Below are 21,525 nucleotides of genomic sequence, written 5' to 3' on the forward strand. Positions count from 1 at the left end.
GTGTTCTCCTTAGGCGTGGGTGGCTGTTGTTTCGGTGGCGGAGCCCTCTTCGTCGAGCCAGTCCACCTTGGCCATCTTGCGTACCACCACAAACTCGTCGCGGTTGGTACCAATGGTGCCGTAGTAGTTGAAGCCGTAACTGAATTGGGCGTAGCCGCCAATCATGTGGGTCGGTTTGAGCACAATGCGCGTTACCGAGTTGTGGATGCCGCCGCGCATGCCGGTGATTTCCGAGCCGGGGGTGTTGATGATCTTCTCCTGCGAGTGGTACATCAGCGTCATGCCCGGGTTGACGCGCTGGCTGACCACCGCCCGGGCCGCAATCGCACCGTTGATGTTGAAGACTTCGATCCAGTCGTTGTCCTCAATGCCGGCGGCCTTGGCGTCCGTCTCGCTGAGCCAGACCACGCTGCCGCCGCGGTTGAGCGTGAGCATCATCAGGTTGTCGCTGTAGGTGGAGTGGATGCCCCACTTCTGGTGTGGTGTGATGAAGTTCAGCGCAATTTCCTTGTGGCCATTGGGCTTGATGTTCTGGATACCCGCCGTGGTCTTCAGGTCCACCGGGGGACGGTAGCTGCTGAAACCTTCACCAAATGCTGTCATCCACGGGTGGTCCATGTAGAACTGCTGACGCCCGGTCAGCGTGCGCCATGGGATCATCTCGTGCACATTGGTGTAACCGGCGTTGTAGGACACCGTTTCACTCTCGATGCCGCTCCAGGTCGGGCTGGAGATGATCTTGCGCGGCTGGGCCTGGATGTCGCGGAAACGGATTTTTTCGTCTTCGCGGTACAAGGCCAGGTGGGTGTGGTCCAGGCCGGTTTGTTGGCCCAGGGCCTTCCAGGCTTTCACCGCCACGTGGCCATTGGTCTCGGGGGCCAGCTGCAACACCACTTCGCAGGCGTCGATGTCGGTGTCGATTTTGGGCATGCCACAGGTCACACCGGGTTCCTGTACCAGGCCGTTGAGTTGTCCCAACTGGGTGACTTCGATCTTGGTATCCCAATTGATGCCCTTGCCGCCGTTGCCCACCTTGTTCATCAAGGGGCCCAGGGCCGTGAAACGTTTGTAAAGGTTGGGGTAGTCGCGCTCCACCACTTGCATATTGGGCGCGGTTTTGCCGGGGATCAGGTCGATCTCGCCACGTTTCCAGTCCTGCACACCAAAGGGCTGGGCCAGTTCGGCGGGGCTGTCGTGCATCAAGGGTGACAACACCATCTCGCGCTCGACGCCCAGGTGGCCGACACAGACTTCGCTGAACTTCTTGGCAAAGCCCTTGTAGATGTCCCAGTCGCTGCGCGATTGCCAGGCCGGGTCCACCGCGGTTGAGAGCGGGTGAATGAACGGGTGCATGTCGCTGGTGTTGAGGTCGTTCTTCTCGTACCAGGTGGCGGTGGGCAGCACGATGTCGGAGTAGAGGCAGGTGGTGCTCATGCGAAAGTCCAGCGTCACCAGCAGGTCCAGCTTGCCCTCGGGGGCCTTGTCGTGCCAGACCACTTCTTCGGGCTTGGCTTCGTCATGGCCCATGTCCTTGCCCTGCACGCCGTTGCTGGTGCCCAGCAAATGTTTGAGGAAGTATTCGTGGCCTTTGCCGCTGGAGCCCAGGATGTTGGAGCGCCAGACAAACATGTTGCGCGGCCAGTTGTCGGGATGGTCCGGGTCTTCACAGCTCATCTTCAGCGAGCCGTCCTTCAGGCTCTTGACGACGTAGTCCTTGGGGTCCATGCCGGCGGCGGCGGCGTCCTTGACCACCTGCACCGGGTTGGTTTTGAGCTGGGGTGCGGAGGGCAACCAGCCCATGCGTTCGGCACGCACGTTGTAGTCAATCATGCTGCCGCCAAACTTGGATTTGTCGGCCAGCGGCGACAACACCTCGTCCACACCCAGCTTCTCGTAGCGCCACTGGTCAGTGTGGGCGTAGAAGAAGCTGGTGGAGTTCATCTGCCGGGGTGGGCGAATCCAGTCCAGCGCAAAGGCCAGAGCGGTCCAGCCGGTTTGTGGGCGCAGTTTTTCCTGGCCCACGTAATGCGCCCAGCCACCGCCACTTTGGCCGATACAACCACACATCATCAGCATGTTGATGACACCGCGGTAGTTCATGTCGGCGTGGTACCAGTGGTTCATGGCGGCACCGATGATCACCATCGACTTGCCATGGGTCTTGTCGGCGTTCTCGGCAAACTGGCGCGCCACGGTAATGAGCTGCTCACGCGGCGTGCCGGTGATACGTTCCTGCCAGGCGGGGGTGTAAGGTGTGTCGTCGTTGAAGTCTTTGGCGGCGAGTTCACCCGGCAGGCCACGTGCTACGCCATAGTTGGCCACCTGCAAGTCAAACACGGTGGCCACCAGGGCTTCGCGCTTCTCACCTTCCTTGCCCAGCGAAATGGTTTGCACGGGCACGGTGCGCACCAGCACGTTGTCGGCACTGGCACCGGTGGCGTTGTTGGGGAAGTGTTCGCTGACGATGCCACCAAAGTAGGGGAAGCCGACCTTGGCCGTCTGGGTGCTGGGGTTCGGGCCTTCCAGTACTGAGAGTTTGAGGACCACGGCTTGGCCGTTGCGTGCTTCCTTGGCCTGCAGGTTCCACTGGCCCGCGTCCGCGCGGCCATCTGCACCCCAGCGAAAACCAATGGCGCCGTTGGGCAGCACCACCTTGCCGTCTTCGTCGAAGGCCACGGTTTTCCACTCGGGGTTGTTGGCCTGCCCGAGCTTGCCGTTGAAGTCGGAGGCGCGCACGTAGCGGTCCGGCACCATGACCGTCTGGCCGTTGGGCAGCGTGTGTTCCTTGAGCATGACCAGCATCGGCATGTCGGTGTAACGGCGCACGTAGTCGTCAAAGTAGGCGCTGCGCTCACCTTGGTCGGGGAAGTAGAACTCTTTGAGGATCACGTGACCCATGGCCATGGCTACGGCAGCGTCCGTCCCCTGCTTGGGTTTCATCCAGATGTCGGACAGTTTGGCGACTTCGGAGTAGTCGGGCGTGACGGCCACGGTCTTGGTACCCTTATAGCGCACCTCGGTGAAAAAGTGGGCATCCGGCGTGCGGGTTTGTGGCACGTTGGAGCCCCAGGCGATGATGTAGCTGCTGTTGTACCAGTCGGCAGACTCGGGCACGTCGGTCTGCTCGCCCCAGATTTGCGGGCTGGCCGGGGGCAGGTCGCAATACCAGTCGTAAAAGCTCATGCACACGCCGCCAATCAGGCTCAGGTAGCGGCTGCCGGCGGCATAACTGATCATCGACATGGCGGGAATCGGCGAGAAGCCGATGATGCGGTCCGGCCCATGCCGCTTGACGGTGTAGACGTTGGCGGCGGCCACCATCTCGTTGACCTCGTCCCAGCTGGAGCGCACAAAGCCGCCCAGGCCGCGCACACTCTGGTACTGCTTGCGCTTGGCGTCGTCTTGTGCAATGGAGGCCCAGGCATCCACCGGCTCCATCGACAGCCGGGCATCACGCCAGAGTTTGAGCAGGCGACCGCGCACCAACGGGTATTTGACGCGGTTGGCGCTGTACAGGTACCAGCTGTAGCTGGCACCGCGGGCGCAGCCGCGTGGTTCATGGTTGGGCATGTCCCAGCGGGTGCGCGGATAGTCGGTTTGCTGGGTCTCCCAGGTGACGATGCCGCCCTTGACGTAAATTTTCCAGGAACACGATCCGGTGCAGTTCACACCGTGGGTGGAACGCACGATCTTGTCGTGCGCCCAGCGGTTGCGGTAGGCATCCTCCCAGGTACGGTCTTCGCCGGTCGTGACGCCGTGTTCACCTGCAAAGGGTTCCCTGGCTTGAGAAAAATAGCTGAGTCGATCCAGAAAATGGCTCATGGTGTGCCTCGGTGGTGGTCAATGGGTTCTATAAGGAAAAACAGGCTCTAGCCCGGATGAAATCTTTGTATGTAGCTATCATTTTTGTAGTATTGGGTGGTGCCGGGCAACACGGGTGCGACTCAAGGGTTCTTGATCTCGGAGCCGGCGCGCAGGTAAAACCACCAATTCAGCACCAGGCACAAGGCGTAGAAAATCGCAAAACCGTACATCGCGATCTGTGGTGTGCCGGCCTTGATCTGGTCGCCGATCACCACCGGAGCGATGAAGGCACCGTAGGCGGCAACAGCTGAAGTCCAGCCCAGTACCGGACCGGCCTGCTGGCGATCAAAAATCACGCCAATGGTGCGGAAGGTGGAGCCGTTACCTATGCCGCTGGCAGCAAACAGCAGCACAAACAGCCACATGAATGTCGGGAAATATTGCTCCGGCGTGGCCGAGGCATAAGCCTGCATCATCACGTAGCCCACTGCGCCTGAGGCCACGACCATCACCGCGGAAATCACCTGGGTGACGATGGACCCCCCCACCTTGTCCGAAATCCAGCCACCGATCGGCCGTACCAGTGCACCGACAAATGGCCCGATCCAGGCGTAGGTCAATGCGGAGACCGCGTTGGGGTTCTTCAGTGTGTGTTGCATCACGCCAGTGGCGTCAGGCACATGGCTGATGCCAAAGATGACAGTGATCGACAGCGGCAGCGCCATTGAAAAACCGATGAACGAGCCGAAGGTAACGATGTAGAGCGCCGTGAGTGACCAGGTGTGTTTGTTGCCGAAGATGGAAAATTGCTTGCTGATGTTGTCCTTCATGGTGCCAAAAGCGGTCAGCTTCATCACCATGAGCGTGCTGAAGATGATCAACGGCATGGCCAGCCACATGCTGATCAGGCCCAGGCCAGTGGGTTTGGGCAGGTACAGGTACAAGCCCAGACCGGCGGGTATGAATGACAAGGTGTAGATCCAGATGATTTTCAGAAATGCACCCAAGGTACTGCCGATGTCGGGCGACACGCTGGTGAGGTTGTTCATCCCCAGGTAACACAGGATCGACAGCGGAATCAGTGATAGCAGCCAGGCAAAGCCGGCGTTTTGAATCCAGGTCGGTGTACCAGCGGTGATCTTGCCCAGAATCCAGCCGCTGTCCTTCACCAGTGTCATGGATTCACCACCAAAACTGCCAAACAAGCTTAAGGTCATCACCAGTGGAATCACCACCTGCATGGTGGTCACGCCAAAGTTTCCCAGTCCGGCGTTCAGGCCCAGCGCCGTGCCCTGCAGACGCTTGGGAAAGAAAGTGCTGATGTTGGACATGGAACTGGCAAAGTTGCCACCGCCTACGCCGGACCACAGCGCCATCAACTGGAACACCCACAGCGGCCAGTCCTTGTGCTGCAGGGCGACGCCGGTGCCGATGGCCGGTGCCAGCAACATCGCGGTGGTCAGAAAAATGGTGTTGCGGCCACCGGCCACCCGGATCAGGAACGAAGCGGGAATGCGCATGGTGGCACCCGCCAGCCCCGAGATGGCGGTCAGGGTGAACAGCTCGGCCTGGGTGAACGGAAAGCCCAGGTTGAGCATCTGCACGGTGATGATGCCCCACATGCCCCAGATGGCAAAGCCGCACAGCAGGCTCGGAATGGAAATCCACAGGTTGCGGTAAGCAATGCGTTTGCCGGTGCTTTCCCAGAATTGGGTGTCCTCGGGGCGCCAGTCGGCAATATTTGCGCCGGAAATTTTTGAGTCGCTCATAGGTTCTTTCTGGTAGAGAATGGGTAGGGTGGATGAGTTCAGGCAGGTTTTTTTGCGCCCAGGTAGTTGACGCTACGCACTTCAGTCCAGTACATCCAGATCAGGGACACCCAGACCACCCCGTACATCAGCATGAAGGCGCTGGAGCGCATGCCGGTCAGGTCCATCAGGGCGCCAAACATGATCGGCAGCAGGAACCCACCCAGGCCGCCGGCCAGGCCCACAATGCCGCTGATGGTGCCGATGTTGTGCGGGTAGTCGTCGCTGATGTATTTGAAGACGCTGGCCTTGCCAAACGCCCAGGCAATGCCCAGCGTGAACATCAGAATGGTGAACAGATAGACGTTCAGGCCGATGTGAAAAGTTTTCGGGCCGGTCACGGTGCCGATGGTGAGGTCGGTCTGCGGGTAGCTCAGCAAAAACAGGCAAATCCAGCTCACCCACAGCACCCACCAGGTCATGGCATGGGCACCATATTTGTCTGACAGCCAGCCCCCCACGGCACGCAACACCCCGCCGGGTAATGAGAAGCAGGCGGCCAGCAGGGCGGCAGTGCGGATGTCCAGGCCAAACTCGCCCACGTAGTACTGCACCATCCACAAAGACAGTGCCACGTAGCCGCCAAACACAATGCTGTAGTACTGGCAGTACTTGATGACTTTGGGGTCTTTCAGGGATCTGAGCTGGTCACGGAACGTGACGTGGCTGGGCACCAGGTGGGCCGGGTCGCTGTAGCTGAAAAACCAGAACAGGATGACCGTGCCCAGCATGATGGCTGCGTAGACCTGCGGCACCATGGTCCAGCCAAATCCCACGACCAGGGCCGGTGCCAGGAACTTGTTGACGGCGGCGCCGGAGTTGCCGGCACCATAGATGCCCATGGCAAAGCCCTGCTGCTTTTTGGGAAACCAGCGCGCGACATACGGTGTACCGACAGAAAATGCGCCGCCGGCCATGCCAACGAACAGGCCTATCGTCAGGTACTGCCAGAACTGTGTGGCGTAGGACATCAGCCAGATGGCGGGCACGGTTGAGGCCATCAGCAGGGTCATCACGATGCGGCCGCCGAATTTGTCGGTCCAGATGCCCAGCGGCACCCGGATCAGCGAGCCGGTGAGCACGGGGGTGGCCATCAGCAGGCCAAACTGGGTTGAATTGAGGTCCAGGGCCTTTTTGATCGGGATGCCGATCACGGCGAACATCATCCACACCATGAAACACACCGTGAAGGCGAATGTGCTGACTATCAGCACCGAAAGCGCTTGCCCTTTCCTCGTCATGTCACTCACTCCTTGTTTGTGTGACACGACTGTAGGTGTGGCCAGGGGTCCTGGCTATCCCCCTGAAGCACAGCTAACAGGGGCCGGTGGAACTAGGCCGGGTCGGGTGCCATCGTTCCAAAGAACTATCTGCCGGCGGGTGGTGGCCTCAGGTCAGTCCGTGTTCGGTGGCGATCACGGCGGCGTGAACCCGGCTGCTGACCTCCAGTTTGCGCAGAATATGCTGCACATGGATTTTGACGGTGGTTTCAGCGATACCGTGCTCACGCGCAATTTCCTTGTTGCTGGCCCCGCGGGCAATGCCCCGCAGGATCTCGCGTTCACGCGGCGACAGGCTGGTCAGTACCGAAGTTGGATGGCCGTTGGCGGGGGCCGGGTTGGGCCGATTGGGGGCCTGGGGAAAGCCAGCTGACCCTACTTGGGCGGCACCCCGGTAGGCGGCCACCAGTTTGCCCATCATTTCCGGTGCGATGACACTGTCACCTTGCACGGCGCGTCCAATGGCTGCGACCAGGGCATCACCTTCCATGGTTTTAAGCAGGTAACCGGCGGCGCCGCCACGCAGGGCGGCGGCCAGATCCTGTTCATCTTCGCTCACCGTGAGCATCAGGATGCAGGCACAAGGGGCCGCCTGGCGCAGGCCGGGCAGGGCATCCACACCCGTCACGCCGGGCAGGTGGTTGTCCAGCAAGATCAAGTCGGGCTGCAATTCCTGTGCCTTGCGAATGGCCTGGCTGGCATCGGCGGCGTCGCCAATCACGGACATGCCGGGGTCGCGTGTCAACAGCGCGGTCAAACCCCGGCGAAACAAGGTGTGGTCATCGACCACCAGGATGCGGATCGGTGTCTTGGCGTCGGACAAGGTGGGAGCGGAGGAGTCGGACATGGCGCTCAAGATCAGGTGGCGGGTACCGGCGCCAGGGTGGGCTCGGTGGCCGGCGCTGGGTCCGGCGTGGCCAGGGGGGAGGTTGGTTGCGGCAAACTCAGCACAATGGAGCATCCGTGCCCCACTGTCGAAATGACGTCGAGTTGCGCGCCAATACGCTGCGCGCGTTCGGCCATGATGCGCAGGCCCACATGGGTTTCGTCGAGGGAGTCCCCTCCGGGGGTGAAGCCAACACCGTCATCACGCACCTCAAAACGCCAGAGCGGTTGCTGCTGCACGTCGAGCCACACCTGTGACGCGCGCGCGTGTTTACGCACGTTTGAAAGGGCCTCCTGGATGATGTGCAGGACCTGGATTTGCAGGTCGGGAGGCAGCGGCAGGCCGTGACCCTGCAGGTTCAGGCTGGTTTTGATCCCACTTTGATGCTCGAATTTTTGCAGTGTGGTGATCAACGCAGGTTCAATGTCTTCGGCGTTGGTGCGGGTCCGGAAATGCAGCAGCAGTTCGCGCACATCACTGTAACTTTCGCGCACGCCGATGTCGATTTCGTCGACGATCTTGGCGACTTCGATGGCATCACCGGTCTTGACCGCATCACGCATGAGCTGTACCTGAATTTTCAGGAAAGCCAATGACTGGGCGATCGAGTCATGCAGTTCGCGCGCCAGCAGGTGGCGCTCCTGTGACACCGCCGCTTCTTTTTCCAGCGCGTTGAGACGCAGGTTTTCCATGCCGCTGGCCAAGTGCTGGCTCAGTGCTTCCAGCAGGGAACGTTCGGAGTCCAGCAGGGTGATGCGGGCATGGAAGAACAGGTCCACTTCACCCATGACACGATCATGCAGGCGCACCGGAATCGTCACCAGGGTCTCAAACCCGGCCTGGGCACAGTGCGGCAAGCCGGCGGGCGACATGTCTCGGATCGGGATCACCTTGAGATGGTTGTCTGTTTGGCCTGAGCCGCAATGGCATTGACCGCTGTGGACACATTGCTCTGCCTCGACCATGGAAGCAGGCAGCCCGTGGGCGGCCAGCATCAAATGGCGCTGGTTGCCCTGGCTGGACCAGCGCAGAGCCACACCATCGGCACGGGCGATGCGCGCCAGACTCTGGGCAAACTGTTGTGCCAGGGTTTCCAGTGAGGTGGCATTGGCCACCAGCGCGGTGACCTCATAAAGGCTTTCCAGCCGCTCGGTTTTGTCTTGCAGCTGAATGGTTTTTTCAGTGACCCTGGCCTCCAGGTTTTTGTACATGGACTGCAGGTGTTCTGCCATGCCATTGAAGCCGTCGGCCAGTGTGCCGAATTCGTCGCTGCTGGTGCGTTCAACCCGGGCCTGAAAGTCACCGGCCTGAATTTTTTCAATGGCTTGTTTGAGTTGTCCGACAGGCTCCAGCACAAACAGGTAGCCGGTGTACAACAAAATGGCGGCCGCCAGGATCACCAGCGCCAACATGCTCATCTGCAGCAGGTGCAGCAGTGCTGTCCAGCGGGCGATGTGTGCCTCGATGCTGCTGACAAAGGCATCGATGTCCGCTGCAAAAGTGGTGGTACTGGCGCGCAGTTCGCGAAACTGTTCCGGGTTGCCGGCGATCCACCGCGCGTGATAACGCGCCCAGTCGGTTTCAATCACCGAAAACCGCTGCTGGAGCTGCTCATCCCAGGGGACGAACAGCGGGCGTTCTGGATCGCCGTGCTTGAGAAGGTACAGGCTCTGATTGAATTGGGTCACCTGCTGTGGCAGCTGGGTGGTCTCCTGCGTGCCAATGGACAGCGACATGCGGTAAGACTGCATGCGCATGCGCCCGGCCTCGTTGACGGCCGCAGCGCCGCCGTCGAGTTGCCAGGAGACCCACAGCGTGGCTGCGGTGGCCAGCAGCACCAGCAGCAAAAAGGGCACCCCCACCAGCATCAGCTTGGCGCCCAGACTCCAGTGTCGGGTGGTCGGCATGCCGGATGCTGGTGATGCGTCGAAGGCGCTTAGCCCTGACGCTCGAAAATGGCGGCAATCCCCTGCCCGCCGCCGATACACATGGTCACCAGGGCGTAACGGCCACCGATGCGCTCCAATTCATACAGTGCTTTCACCGTGATCAGCGCACCCGTGGCACCAATCGGGTGACCCAGCGAAATCCCTGAACCATTGGGGTTGACCTTGGCCGGGTCCAGCCCCAGGTCACGACTGACGGCACAGGCTTGCGCGGCAAAGGCTTCGTTGGCTTCGATCACGTCAAGGTCATTGACCGTCAACCCGGCCTTTTTGAGCGCCAGTTGTGTGGCCGGTACTGGGCCAATGCCCATGTATTGCGGGTCCACGCCAGCGTGGGCGTAGGACACCAGGCGCGCCAGCGGTTTGAGGCCGCGGGCCTTGGCCGTGGCGGCTTCCATCAACACCACGGCGGCGGCGGCATCGTTGATGCCCGAGGCATTGCCGGCGGTGACCGTGCCGTTTTCTTTCAGGAACACGGGTTTGAGCTTGGACAGATCGGCCAGTGAACAGTTGGGGCGGAAGTGCTCGTCGGTATCAAAAGTCACGTCGCCCTTGCGGCTCTTCAGGGTCACGGGCATGATCTGGCTCTTGAAGTAGCCCGCCTCGGTCGCGCGCTGGGCCCGGTTATGGCTCTCCACGGCCAGTGCATCCTGGTCTTCGCGGCTGATGCCCCATTTGGCGGCAATGTTCTCGGCGGTGACGCCCATGTGCACCGTCTTGAACGGGTCGTGCAAGGCACCGACCACCATGTCCACCATGGCTGTGTCGCCCATGCGTGCGCCCCAGCGCATGTTCAGGCTGGCATAAGGTGCGCGGCTCATGGCTTCAGCACCACCGCCAATGGCAATATCGGCATCACCCAGCAAAATGCTTTGGCTGGCGCTCACAATGGCCTGCAGACCGGAGCCACACAGGCGGTTGACATTGAAGGCGGGGGTCCCTTCGGCACAACCGCCCTTGATGGCTGCCACGCGGGACAGGTACATGTCTTTGGGTTCGGTGTTGACCACATGACCAAACACCACATGACCCACGTCCTTGCCATCGACTTGTGCGCGTGACAGCACCTCACGGACGATCTGGCCAGCCAGCTCGGTCGGGGCAATGTCTTTCAGGCTGCCGCCATAGGTACCAATGGCGCTGCGGGCACCGCTCACAATCACTACTTCACGGGTCATAAAAACACTCCTGCTTTCGGTTTGGTTAGAGATAAAACTTCCTGAATCTTAGCCCGTCGCGCCAAGCTGCTGAGGGTTGGGGCTCCTAGAGCCTGACGTCGGCCACAGGCTGGCTGCCAAAATCGGGGCGATTCAGGTAGTCAAGCACCCTGGTGGCGGCGTCGTGGGCTGGGGTGAGCTGGTTGGTCTGCTTCAAGTCAGCAAAGCCAGCCTGGTCCGGAAAACGCTCGGGAGCGGCGCTACGTAGCTGAAGCTGCATGCCGGTATCGATTACCCCGGGCGCCAGCGAGCAGACTTTGGCGCCATTCGGGATCAAGGCTTCATCAAGCGCCAGGCAGCGGGTGAAGTGGTCCAACCCCGCCTTGGCTGCGCAATAAGCCGATTGGGAGGCCATGGGACGGCGCCCCAAGCCTGACGAGATATTGAGCACCTTGCGGCTGGCTGTCCAGTGCCTGGTGCTTGCCAGAAAGGAGTTGGTCAGCAGCAGGGGGGCTTCCAGCCCAACGCGTAGTGCCCGCGCCAGTTCGGCTGGGTCGGAGTCACGCAGCGGCGCAATCGGAGGAAGAACACCAGCGTTGTTGATCAGGGTGGCACCGGTCACGTCATGGGGGTCCTGTTCGGCCAGCCAGTGGCCCAGCCGGGCGGTGACGGGCAAAGGATCTGCCAAGTCGATGGACCACTGGGTCAGGTCTGCATCCAGCTGTCTGGCCGTGTTGGTCAGGTCGGTGGAGAGTGTGCGCGAGATACACAGCAGCCGATGCGACTGGCCAAGGAGTTGCCGGGCCAGACACAGGCCCATGCCGCGAGAAGCGCCGGTGATGATGTAGAGGTGTGTCGCCATGTTGGGGTTCGTTCGGTTCAAATCATCGAACTCGTTCAAGTGTTGAGCTAGGTCAAGCTTTTTCAGAAGGTTGGCCTCTATGATGGACCCAACCAAAGTGGTTACTTTAAAAGGAGAAAAAAATGCAAGTCCAAATTCATACAGATAACCACATTGAAGGTACAGAAGCCATGGCGCAATGGGCCAGCAGCACCGTCAAGACCGCACTGTCGCGTTTCAGTGGTCAGATTACCCGTGTGGAAGTTCACCTGAGTGATGAAAACAGTGGAAGAAAAAGCACGCCCGAGAGTATTCAGTGCATGATGGAGGCGCGCGTGGAGGGGCATCAACCTCTGGCGCTGAAACATCACGGCGCCAATCTGAATCAGGCGATTGAAGGCGCCGCAGAAAAAATGGGGCGTTTGATCGACAGCACGCTGGGGCGTACCGCTCGGGTGTGAGCCTCAAAACGGCGCAATGCTTACAAAACGCATGGGCTGCAGGCTGACCGGATGAAGCAGTTCCAGGCAAGTGGCATGCAACAGCAGGCGGTCTGAACGGGCCGCTACTGTCGCTGGTGCATAAAGTGCGTCACCCACAATCGGGTGCTGCATGGCCAGCAGGTGGACCCGTAGCTGGTGTGAACGTCCGGTCACAGGCTCCAGTTCCAGACGACTGGTCCGGGTTGTTGTGTCGGTGCTGATGACTCGCCAGCGGGTTTGGCTGGGTTGACCAAGCTGTTGATCAATCACTCGCCTGGGGCGGTTGGGCCAGTCGAGAAATATCGGCAAATTGATCTCGCTCCAGCCATCCGGTTCAGCAGGGCTGGTCGGGACACCATCCACCACCGCTTCATAACGTTTGTGGACCAGGCGGCTGGCGAAGGCGTGGTTGAGCAGGCGTTGGGTCGCCGCTCCGCGTGCCATGACCAACAACCCTGAGGTAGCCATGTCGAGCCGGTGCACGATGCGGGCATCCGGGTAGTGTTGCTGGACTCGTCCCGAAAGACAGTCCTGTTTGTCTTCACCGCGCCCGGGCACGCTGAGCAGGCCGGCTGGCTTGTCCAATACCAGCAGACTCTCATCTTCATAGACGACCGAAATATCAGTTGGCAGGAGAGTCAAGGTGACAGTCGCTGAGCAACTTCTGTACGGTGCTGCACAACTCGTCAGCGTCGTTGGGTTTGTGGATCAGCGCGTTGGCGCCTGCAGCCAGAGCGTCCCGTTCGATCTCGGGAGTGACGTAACCGGAGGCCAATGCCGTGGGCAGCTTGGGGTGGACCAGACGGACGTCGCGAATCAGGTCAACCCCGCTGTAGCCCGGCATGTTGAAATCGGTGACCAGCAAGTCCCACTGCATCGGGGCGGCCCGCAGCGCTTCCAGGGCATGCCTGGGATTGGTAAAGGTGGTGACGGCATAACCTTTGCGCGTGAGCAGGCGTTTGACCAGAAAAACCAGTGCTTCGTCATCATCCACATACATGACCCGCTGGCCCGTTCCGGCCTGGCTAGGGACGAGCGGGCTGGGGACCACCACGGGCGGGGCGAAGGGCGTGGGATTGTCGGTGATCGGAAAATAAAGCGTGAATGTGCTGCCGTTACCCGGTGAGCTCTGCACTTCGACCTTGCCATGATGGGCACGCATGATGCCATGCACCACCGACAGCCCCAGGCCGGTGCCTTGCCCCACCGGCTTGGTGGTGAAAAACGGTTCAAACACCCGCTGCAACACAGCTTCCGACATGCCCGGACCTGTGTCGCTGACGGTCAGCCTCACATGTTGTCCGCGCAGGCCGCTTCGGCGTTCGGTGCCGTCTTCCGGCAGGCGCCGGGTATGACCGAGTTTGAGCCGGATCGTGCCTTTGCGCTTGCCGATGGCCTGAACGGCATTGGTGCACAAATTCAGCAAAACCTGTTCAATCTGGGTAGAGTCGGCCATGATGGTGGGGGTCTGCGGATCAATGTCGACCTGCAGGTTTACGTTGGGCGGCATGGTGACCTTGAGCAGCCGGGTGGTGTCAAACACCACGTCAGCCAATTGCAGTGGCGACCGATGTGGGGGGTCATTGCGGCTGAAGGTCAGAATCTGCCGCACCAGGTCGCGTGCACGTTTACCGGCCTTGTCGATCTCCGCCAGGCTGGTGGCCACGGTCGAGTCGGCCTGGACATCCTCGCGGGCCAGTTCCACGTTGCCCAGAATGGCACTGATGATGTTGTTGAAATCATGGGCAATGCCACCAGCCATGGTACCGATGGCCTGCATTTTTTGGGACTCACGCAGCTGCGACTCCAACGCTGCGCGGTGCGCTTCCATTTTCTTGCGGGCGGTCAGGTCGTGGGCAAACAGGGTCACGATATCGCCATCAGACCGGTGTTCGAATGACAGGCTGACATCCAGCGGCACGACTTCTCCGTCGCCGGTGATACCAGTCATTTCACCCAACTGGGCATGACTGGTGATGTCGCTGTAAGACAGTGCACGTACGGCATCGGGCAGAAAGTCACTGAGGGACCGGCCCAGTGCCTGGTCTTCAGGGCAATGGAACAGGGAAGCGGCGGTCGGGTTGAAAACAATGATGCGCTGATGCTGGTCCACGCACATGATGGCGTCCAGCGAAGCGTTGATGATGGAGGCCAGCCGCGTCTTGCTTTGCAGCAGTTCGGCATTGCGCTGCTGGAGGGTGTCGGCGCTGGCTTGTAGCGCACTGCGTTGGGCAATCAGCGGCCCCTGGTCAATGATGGCACAAATGAAGCTGATGGCATCATCCTGGGCATTGTCAATGCGTGCAATGTGCAGGTCACCGGTAAAAAAACCATTCGATGCACCGGAAAACTGCAGTTCATTGAGCTCGCAGGTGCCTACTTCCGTTGCGGTGGAGAAGCCTTGCATCACCTGGCTGAGATGGGTTTCGTTGACCAGAGGAAACAGAAAGGCCAGTGGCGGGTCACTCTCCAGCGGGCGCAACAAGGCCAGTGCGCGCGCATTGTTTTCCAGAATCTGGCCGCTGGCGTTCACCACCATCAGTGCCAGCGGCACGCAGGAAAACAGCGTGACAAAACGCTCATAGGCGCCTTCGGCAGCGGTTTGGCTGAAACGCAGGGCCTTGTTCTGGATTTCCAGCTCGGCCTGGTAGTGGCGCAGATCATCCACCAACCGGGCAGTTGTAAACCTTTGGGCAGCATCCCGATTCTGGCGACTGGGGCCACCCAGCCGCTTTTTCTTACGACCGGCAGCGTCCGGGCTGTCCGGTCTGGCACGCCACGGCCTTTTCATTCGCCCAGGATGGCGCAAGCCAAACAGTGGTTCACGGTGATCAATTCGTGTGCCAATACACAGGGTTATTTTGAATGGCTGCGCCAGTCTGGCAGCTATCGGCGGATCACCGCCGAGCCGGGTGCATAGTCAGCTGCCTTGAGTGGGCTGTGTGCGGCAATATAGGCACGCAACACGTCAGCGTCCACATAACCGGTGTCTACAAAGCTCGGGTGGCTGCTCAACTTCGGGTAACCGTCACCACCGGCGGCCTGGAAGTTGTTGAGGGTCAGGCGGTAGGTCTTGTTCTGGTCTACCGGGGCGCCAGCAATCCGGATGTTGCTGGCCACACCGGCGGTGATTTCCAGCTCCACCCCGGCAAATTGCGGGAAAGCGCCTGATCCCTTGCTCATCTTGGCGGAGGCGTTGATGTAGTCCACCAGTTCCTTGCCGGTGAGCTCGGCCGTGCAGACGGTGTTGCCAAACGGCTGGACCTTGAGCACGTCCTTGTAGGTGATGGTGCCTGCCGCAATGGAGTCGCGCACCCCACCCGAGTTGACCATGGCCAGATCAGCCTTGGTCTTTTCCATCATGGCGCGGCCAATCATCACTCCCAGGTTGGTCGGATTGCTGCGCACCACGGCACGTTCGCCCACGAGTTTGGCGTCGACGGAACCAATCTGCACGTTGATCTTGTCCTGGCCAAATTTCTGATAGGGCGTCAGCAGCGCCAGCATTTCCTGGTTTTCGGGAATCGGATTGGTGTAGTGCACCAGCGTGGTCTTGCCATCCGCCCCTTTGACCGGTTTTTTCAGATTGACCGGAATCAGCGCGTATTTGACGAGTTTGAACTCACCGTTGCGGTATTCGAAGTCAGCCCGTCCAACGTATTTGCCCCATTCATGGGCCTGCACGATCCAAGTGCCGTTCTGGCGATCGGGCTGACAGGCTGCGCCGGGTACATAGGCGCGGTCCAGCACGTTTTCGGCCTTCATACAGGCCGGGTTCTGCGTGTGGCCACCGACCACCAGATCAATGCCGGACACGGCACGGGCCATTTCCACGTCACCGGCGGCCAGTGTGCCGTGTTGCCCATTTTCATAGTGACCCATGTGGGTGGCGGCAATCACCACGTCAGCCTGACGGCGAAGCTCGGGCACCACCTTGGTGGCTTCGGCAATCGGGCTGCGGAATTCCAGGCGCCCCACATTGTCGGGGTGGGCCAGCTTGCGGGTGTCTTCGGTGGTCAGCCCCATCACACCAACCTTCAGCCCGCCCAGGTTGAACACCTTGTAGGGGTCAAACATGCGCTGGCCGTTTTCGTAAATGTTGGCCGACAACATCGGGAACTGGGCCAGATCACGCTGCATCTTGAGCACAGGCAGGGGTTTGTCAAATTCGTGGTTGCCCACCGCCATGGCCTGGTAGCCCAGCAGGTTCATGCCCTTGAAGTCGGGCACCGCGTCCTGCAGATCAGATTCCGGCACACCGGTGTTGACGTCGCCGCCGTCCAGCAGCAGGCTGTAGCCACCGTTGGCAGCCACTTCCCGGCGGATGTCGTCGATCACCGTCTTGCGTGCTGCCATGCCGTATTCACCATCATTGTTGTGCCAGAAGTGGCCATGGTGGTCGTTGGTGTGCATCACGGTCAGATGGTAGGTCTTGTCCCTGTCGGCACCTTGCTGGGGCGCCAGGGCGCAGCCCGACAGGATCAGCACCAGGCTGATGGACAGGCTCAATGGCTTCAACTTCAAATTCATCAAACGCTCCTTGTTTCGGTATGACTGCGCTCAGGGATGGCTATTTAGTGTGTTTGCTGGTCACGCAGTCGGCTGATTTGCTGCTCGGTTACCGGCGCAGCCTGGTTGCCCCACGCCTGGCGAATATATGTCAAGACACGGGCAATATCCAGATCACTGAGCGTCAGGACATAAGGTGGCATGCCAAAAGGCCTGGGGTTGGTCGCTGTGACGGGGGCAAAGCCGCCGTGCAGCACCGTCTGGATCAGATTGCCGCTGTCAGCCTGCAATACCGCGCGGTTGTTGGCCAGGGCCGGGTAGGCGCCGGCAACACCTCGCCCGTTGGCGCCGTGGCAATCCGCGCAATGGTGGTTGTACAACGCAGCGCCCATGGTCAGGTCTTGTGAACTGAGGGGGGGCACCGCCGGGGACAACGTAGCTGGGTTGCCGGGCTGGGTCAGCGAAGTCAGGTAGACCCCGACGGCCTGCAGGTCGTCGGGTGACAGGTACTGGGTACTGCCTTGCACCACCTGGGCCATCGGTCCGCTGGCGGTACCGTGGGCTGAGACACCGGACTGCAACAGTCGCAGGGTGGCGGCCAGTCTGCTGCCATCGGTGCCCGCCTGCGTGGTGGACACCAGCGACGGCGCCAGCCAGTTTGGCCGGGCCACCTGACCGCCGGCGAAAGCGCGGTCGTTCTCGGGTGCACCCATGAGGTTGCGCGGGGTGTGGCAGGCGTCACAGTGGCCCAGTCCGTTGACCAGGTAGGCACCCCGGTTCCATGGTTCGGTTTGACCAGTCTGGGGCTCAAACACCTGGGGCTTGAAGAACAGCGCACGCCAGACGGCCAGCGCGGCCTGGGAGCCAAATGGCCAGCGTAATTGGTGTGGCAGGTTGAGCTGGTGCACTGGCGCCACGGTCTGGAAATAGGCAAACAGGGCGTCCGAGTCGGCCCGGGTGACCCGGGTGTAGCTGGTGTAAGGGAACGCTGGGTTGAGCCAGCGTCCGTCGCGTGAGCGGCCATGGTGCAGGGCCTGCCAGAAATCGTCGGCACGCCACTGGCCCAGGCCTGTGGCCTTGTCGGAGGTCAGGTTGCTGCTGAAGACCTGGCCATACGGGGTGGTGATGGCACGTTGCCCGGCATACGGCGCGCCGCCGGGGGTGGTGTGGCAGCTGGCACAGCCACCTACGCGCGCCAGGTAGGCACCACGACTGGCCAGCGGTGACAAGGCCGTGCTGGCGGTGGTGGGTGGGGTTGACGCCATCGCACTGCCACAACGCAGTTCCTTGGCACCCGTCTGCAAGGGGGGCAGGGTTGCCAGGGGCCGGGTGTCGGCCGGCAGCGGTTGTGCGGCCAGCCAGCCGGTCACCGCCACGATGTCCTGCGGCGTCAGCCGGGAGGCGATGTGCGCCATGCAGTCGGGTGACTGGGCGCGACGCTGGCCGGTGCGCCAACCACCCAGCTGGGCATTCAGGTAATCACGGGGCAGGCCCAACAGGCCGGGCACATGGGGTTGGGCGCCCGTCAAGGCTTCACCGTGACATTGCTGACAGGGCGGAATCTCGCGGCTGGCATCTCCCTGCGTGACCAGGGCATGGCCCCGCGCCAGCACATCGGCGCCCAGACTGGTTGGCCTGGGGGCCGGGTAGGGCACGGTCAAGGCAGAGAAATACTGAGCCATCTCGCGCAGGTAGTTGTCGTCCAGGGGTTCCAGCAGCCCGAGCATCAGCGGGTAGTGGCGGCGGCCTTCACGGATGTTGATGAGCTGGTTGTACAGATAACCCGCCGGTTTGCCGGCCAAGCGCGGGTAGTACCCGTCGGGGCCGGCACGGCCCTGGTCACCATGGCAGGTGGTGCAGGCCCGCATGCGCTGGGTCATGCTGTCTTCAAACGGGGCGGCCAGGCAGTGGGCGCTGCTGGCGGCAAGCACGACCATCAAGGCCAGGGTGCGGACGAAAGGGTGTGGCATCAGGTTCAACAAAAAGGGCACGGAGGCTGGGATGGGCGGGATGGTGGTGTGCAGGTGAACGGCGCCGATTTTGTCAGTTTGTGGCGTGGTGGTTGTGGCCAGGACTATTTTTTGCAATTGTTGGGAATACCCGACACCACGGCATTTTGGGCGATGCTAACTTCACGCACCTTTAAAAACACCGCAAGGATTGTGATGCCCAAAACCCTGATTGAACCGTTTCGTATCAAGAGTGTCGAGCCCATTCGAATGACCACGCGCGAGGAGCGTGTGCGCCTGCTGGAGGCCGCCAAACTCAATGTCTTCAAACTGCGCGCCGAAGACGTGCTGATTGACTGGTTGACCGACTCCGGCACCGGCGCCATGTCCAGCCGCCAGTGGGGCGCGATCATGGAAGGTGACGAGAGTTATGCCGGTGCCCGCAGCTTTTACCGGCTGGAAGCGGTGATCCAGGACATCACCGGCATGGCATTTTTTGTGCCCACCCACCAGGGCCGTGCCGCTGAAAAAGTATTGTTCAGCGCCGTCTGTAAAAAAGGCGACCTGGTACCGAACAATTGCCACTTCGACACCACGCGCGGCAATCTGGAGTACATGGGCGTAGAGGCCGTGGACCTGGTGATTGCCGAAGGCCTGCAACCCGCCTTGGTCTACCCATTCAAAGGCAACATCGATCTGGCGCGCGCTGAAAGCCTGCTGCAGAAGGAAGGCCACCGCATTCCGTTCGGCATGATCACCGTGACCAACAACACCGGCGGTGGCCAGCCGGTGTCGATGGCCAACATCCGTGCCTACGCGGCGCTGCTCAAGAAATACGGCAAACCGTTCATCATGGACGTGTGCCGCTTCTCGGAAAACGCCATGTTCATCAAGATGCGCGAGCCGGGTTATGAGAACACACCGATCAAACAGATCGTGCAGGAGATGTTCTCCTACGCCGATGGCGCCACCATGAGCGCCAAGAAGGACGGCATGGTCAACATCGGCGGCTTCATCGTGCTGCGCAGCGAGGAGTGGATGGACGCGGTGCGCAACGGCCTGATCATGATGGAAGGCTTTCCCACCTACGGCGGTCTGGCCGGGCGTGACCTGGAAGCTCTGGCGGTTGGCCTGGAAGAAGGCATGCAGGAAGACTACCTGCGTTATCGCCTGCGTACCGCCGAATACCTGGGCGAACGGCTGGAAGCGGCGGGCGTGGGGTTTGTCAAACCCACGGGTGGCCACGCGGTCTACATTGACGCCAAGACCGTGCTGCCCAACATGCCGGTGGCCCATTACCCGGCCTGGGCGCTGTGTAATGCGCTGTACCTGGAGGGGGGCATCCGCGGCGTCGAGATCGGCTCGGTGATGTTTGGCAAACGCCTGGCCGACGGCACCGAAACCTTCCACAGCATGGAGCTGGTGCGCCTGGCTTTCCCGCGGCGCATGTACACCCAAAGCCACTTTGACTACGCTGCCGAGGTGATTGAAGAGGTGAAACAAAAAGCCGCCAGCATCCGGGGGGTGCGCATCACCAAGCAACCGCAGTTTTTGCGCCATTTCACCTGCGAATGCGCTTGGGTGGATGCGTGATCATTTTGTAAGCATTTTTGGCCTCTAGCCCGGAGGAAACAAGCTTGCATTGCTATCATTAATGTAGCAATTGACGGTCAGGCCGGGGCGTGGGGCCTGACCCGGCTGGCCAGCCACAGGCCAGCCAGCGAGGCCAGGCCCGTCACCACCCAGGTGATGTGCCAGCCGCCGACCTGTGCCGCCACCCAGGCCACCAGCGGCGGGCCGACAAACTGGCCGGTGGCCGAACACTGCTGAACCCAGCCGACCGTGGTCGATACCGTGTGTTCATTCGGGGCCACACGCACGGCCAGTGAAAACAAGGTGCCCGGCACCACGCCGCCGATGGCCGAAAACAGCAGCACCGCCCCATAACGCAGCAGCGGCGCATCGCCAGTCAGGGGGCTGAAGGCCAGGAAGGTGGTCAGCGCCATGCTGCCAAACCCCAGGTACAACAACGGCCTGGCGCTCCAGCCCCGGTGCAGCAGGTGACCGGCACCAATGTTGCCAATCACATTGACCGCACACACCAGCGCCGTCAAGGCCCCGGCGACAAAGCCGCTCACCCCCGCTTGCGCATAGACCGAGGGCAAAAAACCGACCACCGCCAGCCACTGGCTGGAATACATGGCAAACGCCATGGCCACCAGCCACGGCCCGGTCCGGGTGAGGGTGATGTGCAGGCGGTGTGTCCATGGGGGTATGGCGATGGCCGGGGGCGGCACCAGGCCACCGGCACGCAGGTGTGATGGACCATCAGGGGGCACGTTCACGGCCAGCCAGACCGCCGTGGCAGCCGACAGCCCCCCCAGCAACCCCCACCAGACCTGCCAGCCCATGGCCGACATGACCAAGGGACCACATAACAGCGCCAGCGCCGCACCAGTGGGCATGTAGGCACCCCATAGCCCCAGGTACTGGGGCAGTTGCCGGGTGGTCACCAGCCGCCGGATCAGGCTGGGCGCGGGCAGCACCACCAGCAGGAAACCCAGGCCCTCCAGCGCCCGCAGCGCCAGCAGGTCGGCTGGCTGGCGCGCCCACATACCGGCCAGGCTGGCGGCAAACAGGATGACCTGGCCCGCCAACATGCTGCGACGCAGGCCCAGGCCGTCGCAGGCCACCCCCACCAGCACCCCCAGCAGCATGCCCGCCAGCTGGACCAGAGAGAGCAGGAAACCGGCCTGCACCAGCGTGACGCCCAGCGCCTCGCGCAGCACCGGAATGGCCGGGGGGATCTTGCCGATGTGTACGGCCGCCACCATCCCGGCGAGGATGACGGTGGCGGCGGCGC

General features: G+C 61.3%; 14 protein-coding genes. 2 read left to right on the forward strand and 12 right to left on the reverse strand.

What is annotated here, in order from left to right; translation table 11 throughout:
* Positions 1–9: 9 nt before the first annotated feature.
* The 7 genes from PHW99_RS07470 to PHW99_RS07500 all read right to left on the reverse strand — a co-directional run bounded on the left by PHW99_RS07470 (position 10) and on the right by PHW99_RS07500 (position 11,743).
* The gene (locus PHW99_RS07470; RefSeq protein ID WP_300175284.1) at positions 10–3,822 is read right to left on the reverse strand and encodes a nitrate reductase subunit alpha; all 3,813 of its coding nucleotides are present in this window, start codon (positions 3,820–3,822) and stop codon (positions 10–12) included.
* A gap of 122 nt (positions 3,823–3,944) precedes the next feature.
* Positions 3,945–5,573, reverse strand: coding sequence for an MFS transporter (locus PHW99_RS07475; RefSeq protein WP_300175286.1), 1,629 nt, complete (start codon positions 5,571–5,573; stop codon positions 3,945–3,947).
* A gap of 38 nt (positions 5,574–5,611) precedes the next feature.
* Positions 5,612–6,853, reverse strand: a complete 1,242-nt coding sequence (locus PHW99_RS07480) for a nitrate/nitrite transporter (protein ID WP_300175288.1) — start codon at positions 6,851–6,853, stop codon at positions 5,612–5,614.
* 148 nt (positions 6,854–7,001) lie between these two features.
* A complete protein-coding gene (locus PHW99_RS07485) occupies positions 7,002–7,739 on the reverse strand; it encodes a response regulator (RefSeq protein ID WP_300175290.1) in 738 nt (245 codons plus the stop codon).
* 11 nt (positions 7,740–7,750) lie between these two features.
* Entirely contained in the window at positions 7,751–9,685 is a 1,935-nt protein-coding gene (locus tag PHW99_RS07490; protein WP_300175291.1) for a type IV pili methyl-accepting chemotaxis transducer N-terminal domain-containing protein, read from the reverse strand.
* Positions 9,686–9,714: 29 nt separating this feature from the next.
* On the reverse strand, positions 9,715–10,902 hold the full coding sequence (gene bktB, locus PHW99_RS07495) for a beta-ketothiolase BktB (protein WP_300175292.1): 1,188 nt from the start codon (positions 10,900–10,902) through the stop codon (positions 9,715–9,717).
* An 85-nt stretch (positions 10,903–10,987) separates the two neighbouring features.
* The gene (locus PHW99_RS07500) at positions 10,988–11,743 is read right to left on the reverse strand and encodes an SDR family NAD(P)-dependent oxidoreductase (protein WP_300175293.1); all 756 of its coding nucleotides are present in this window, start codon (positions 11,741–11,743) and stop codon (positions 10,988–10,990) included.
* 122 nt (positions 11,744–11,865) lie between these two features.
* On the opposite strand from PHW99_RS07500, the gene PHW99_RS07505 reads away from it, so the two are divergent.
* Positions 11,866–12,183 carry an HPF/RaiA family ribosome-associated protein gene (locus tag PHW99_RS07505; RefSeq protein ID WP_300175295.1) on the forward strand — a complete coding sequence of 106 codons (318 nt, stop codon included), beginning with the start codon at positions 11,866–11,868 and terminating at the stop codon, positions 12,181–12,183.
* A 3-nt stretch (positions 12,184–12,186) separates the two neighbouring features.
* On the opposite strand, the gene PHW99_RS07510 is transcribed toward PHW99_RS07505, so the two are convergent.
* From PHW99_RS07510 to PHW99_RS07525, 4 genes are all read right to left on the reverse strand, one after another.
* Positions 12,187–12,846 carry an RluA family pseudouridine synthase gene (locus PHW99_RS07510; protein ID WP_300175297.1) on the reverse strand — a complete coding sequence of 220 codons (660 nt, stop codon included), beginning with the start codon at positions 12,844–12,846 and terminating at the stop codon, positions 12,187–12,189.
* Entirely contained in the window at positions 12,827–14,872 is a 2,046-nt protein-coding gene (locus tag PHW99_RS07515; protein ID WP_300175299.1) for an ATP-binding protein, read from the reverse strand. The genes PHW99_RS07510 and PHW99_RS07515 overlap by 20 nt, the downstream gene beginning before the upstream one ends.
* Before the next feature lie 218 nt (positions 14,873–15,090).
* Positions 15,091–16,734, reverse strand: coding sequence for a bifunctional UDP-sugar hydrolase/5'-nucleotidase UshA (ushA, locus tag PHW99_RS07520; RefSeq protein WP_300175301.1), 1,644 nt, complete (start codon positions 16,732–16,734; stop codon positions 15,091–15,093).
* 44 nt (positions 16,735–16,778) lie between these two features.
* Positions 16,779–18,683, reverse strand: coding sequence for a c-type cytochrome (locus tag PHW99_RS07525; RefSeq protein ID WP_300175303.1), 1,905 nt, complete (start codon positions 18,681–18,683; stop codon positions 16,779–16,781).
* Between the two features lie 195 nt (positions 18,684–18,878).
* On the opposite strand from PHW99_RS07525, the gene PHW99_RS07530 reads away from it, so the two are divergent.
* Positions 18,879–20,255 carry a tryptophanase gene (locus PHW99_RS07530; RefSeq protein ID WP_300175304.1) on the forward strand — a complete coding sequence of 459 codons (1,377 nt, stop codon included), beginning with the start codon at positions 18,879–18,881 and terminating at the stop codon, positions 20,253–20,255.
* 77 nt (positions 20,256–20,332) lie between these two features.
* Here the strand turns inward: PHW99_RS07530 and PHW99_RS07535 are convergent.
* The coding region (locus tag PHW99_RS07535; protein ID WP_300175306.1) for an MFS transporter at positions 20,333–21,525 on the reverse strand (1,193 nt) is incomplete at its 5' end.

The sequence above is a fragment of the Rhodoferax sp. genome, from assembly GCF_028689305.1.
GTDB lineage: Bacteria > Pseudomonadota > Gammaproteobacteria > Burkholderiales > Burkholderiaceae_C > Rhodoferax.

What these genes read in the sequence shown, in the direction of transcription:
- PHW99_RS07470 (WP_300175284.1), bottom strand. Translation starts at nt 3,822, where the DNA reads ATGAGCCATTTTCTGGATCGACTCAGCTATTTTTCTCAAGCCAGGGAA.
- PHW99_RS07475 (WP_300175286.1), bottom strand. Translation starts at nt 5,573, where the DNA reads ATGAGCGACTCAAAAATTTCCGGCGCAAATATTGCCGACTGGCGCCCC.
- PHW99_RS07480 (WP_300175288.1), bottom strand. Translation starts at nt 6,853, where the DNA reads ATGACGAGGAAAGGGCAAGCGCTTTCGGTGCTGATAGTCAGCACATTC.
- PHW99_RS07485 (WP_300175290.1), bottom strand. Translation starts at nt 7,739, where the DNA reads ATGTCCGACTCCTCCGCTCCCACCTTGTCCGACGCCAAGACACCGATC.
- PHW99_RS07490 (WP_300175291.1), bottom strand. Translation starts at nt 9,685, where the DNA reads ATGCCGACCACCCGACACTGGAGTCTGGGCGCCAAGCTGATGCTGGTG.
- bktB (WP_300175292.1), bottom strand. Translation starts at nt 10,902, where the DNA reads ATGACCCGTGAAGTAGTGATTGTGAGCGGTGCCCGCAGCGCCATTGGT.
- PHW99_RS07500 (WP_300175293.1), bottom strand. Translation starts at nt 11,743, where the DNA reads ATGGCGACACACCTCTACATCATCACCGGCGCTTCTCGCGGCATGGGC.
- PHW99_RS07505 (WP_300175295.1), top strand. Translation starts at nt 11,866, where the DNA reads ATGCAAGTCCAAATTCATACAGATAACCACATTGAAGGTACAGAAGCC.
- ushA (WP_300175301.1), bottom strand. Translation starts at nt 16,734, where the DNA reads ATGAATTTGAAGTTGAAGCCATTGAGCCTGTCCATCAGCCTGGTGCTG.
- PHW99_RS07525 (WP_300175303.1), bottom strand. Translation starts at nt 18,683, where the DNA reads ATGCCACACCCTTTCGTCCGCACCCTGGCCTTGATGGTCGTGCTTGCC.
- PHW99_RS07530 (WP_300175304.1), top strand. Translation starts at nt 18,879, where the DNA reads ATGCCCAAAACCCTGATTGAACCGTTTCGTATCAAGAGTGTCGAGCCC.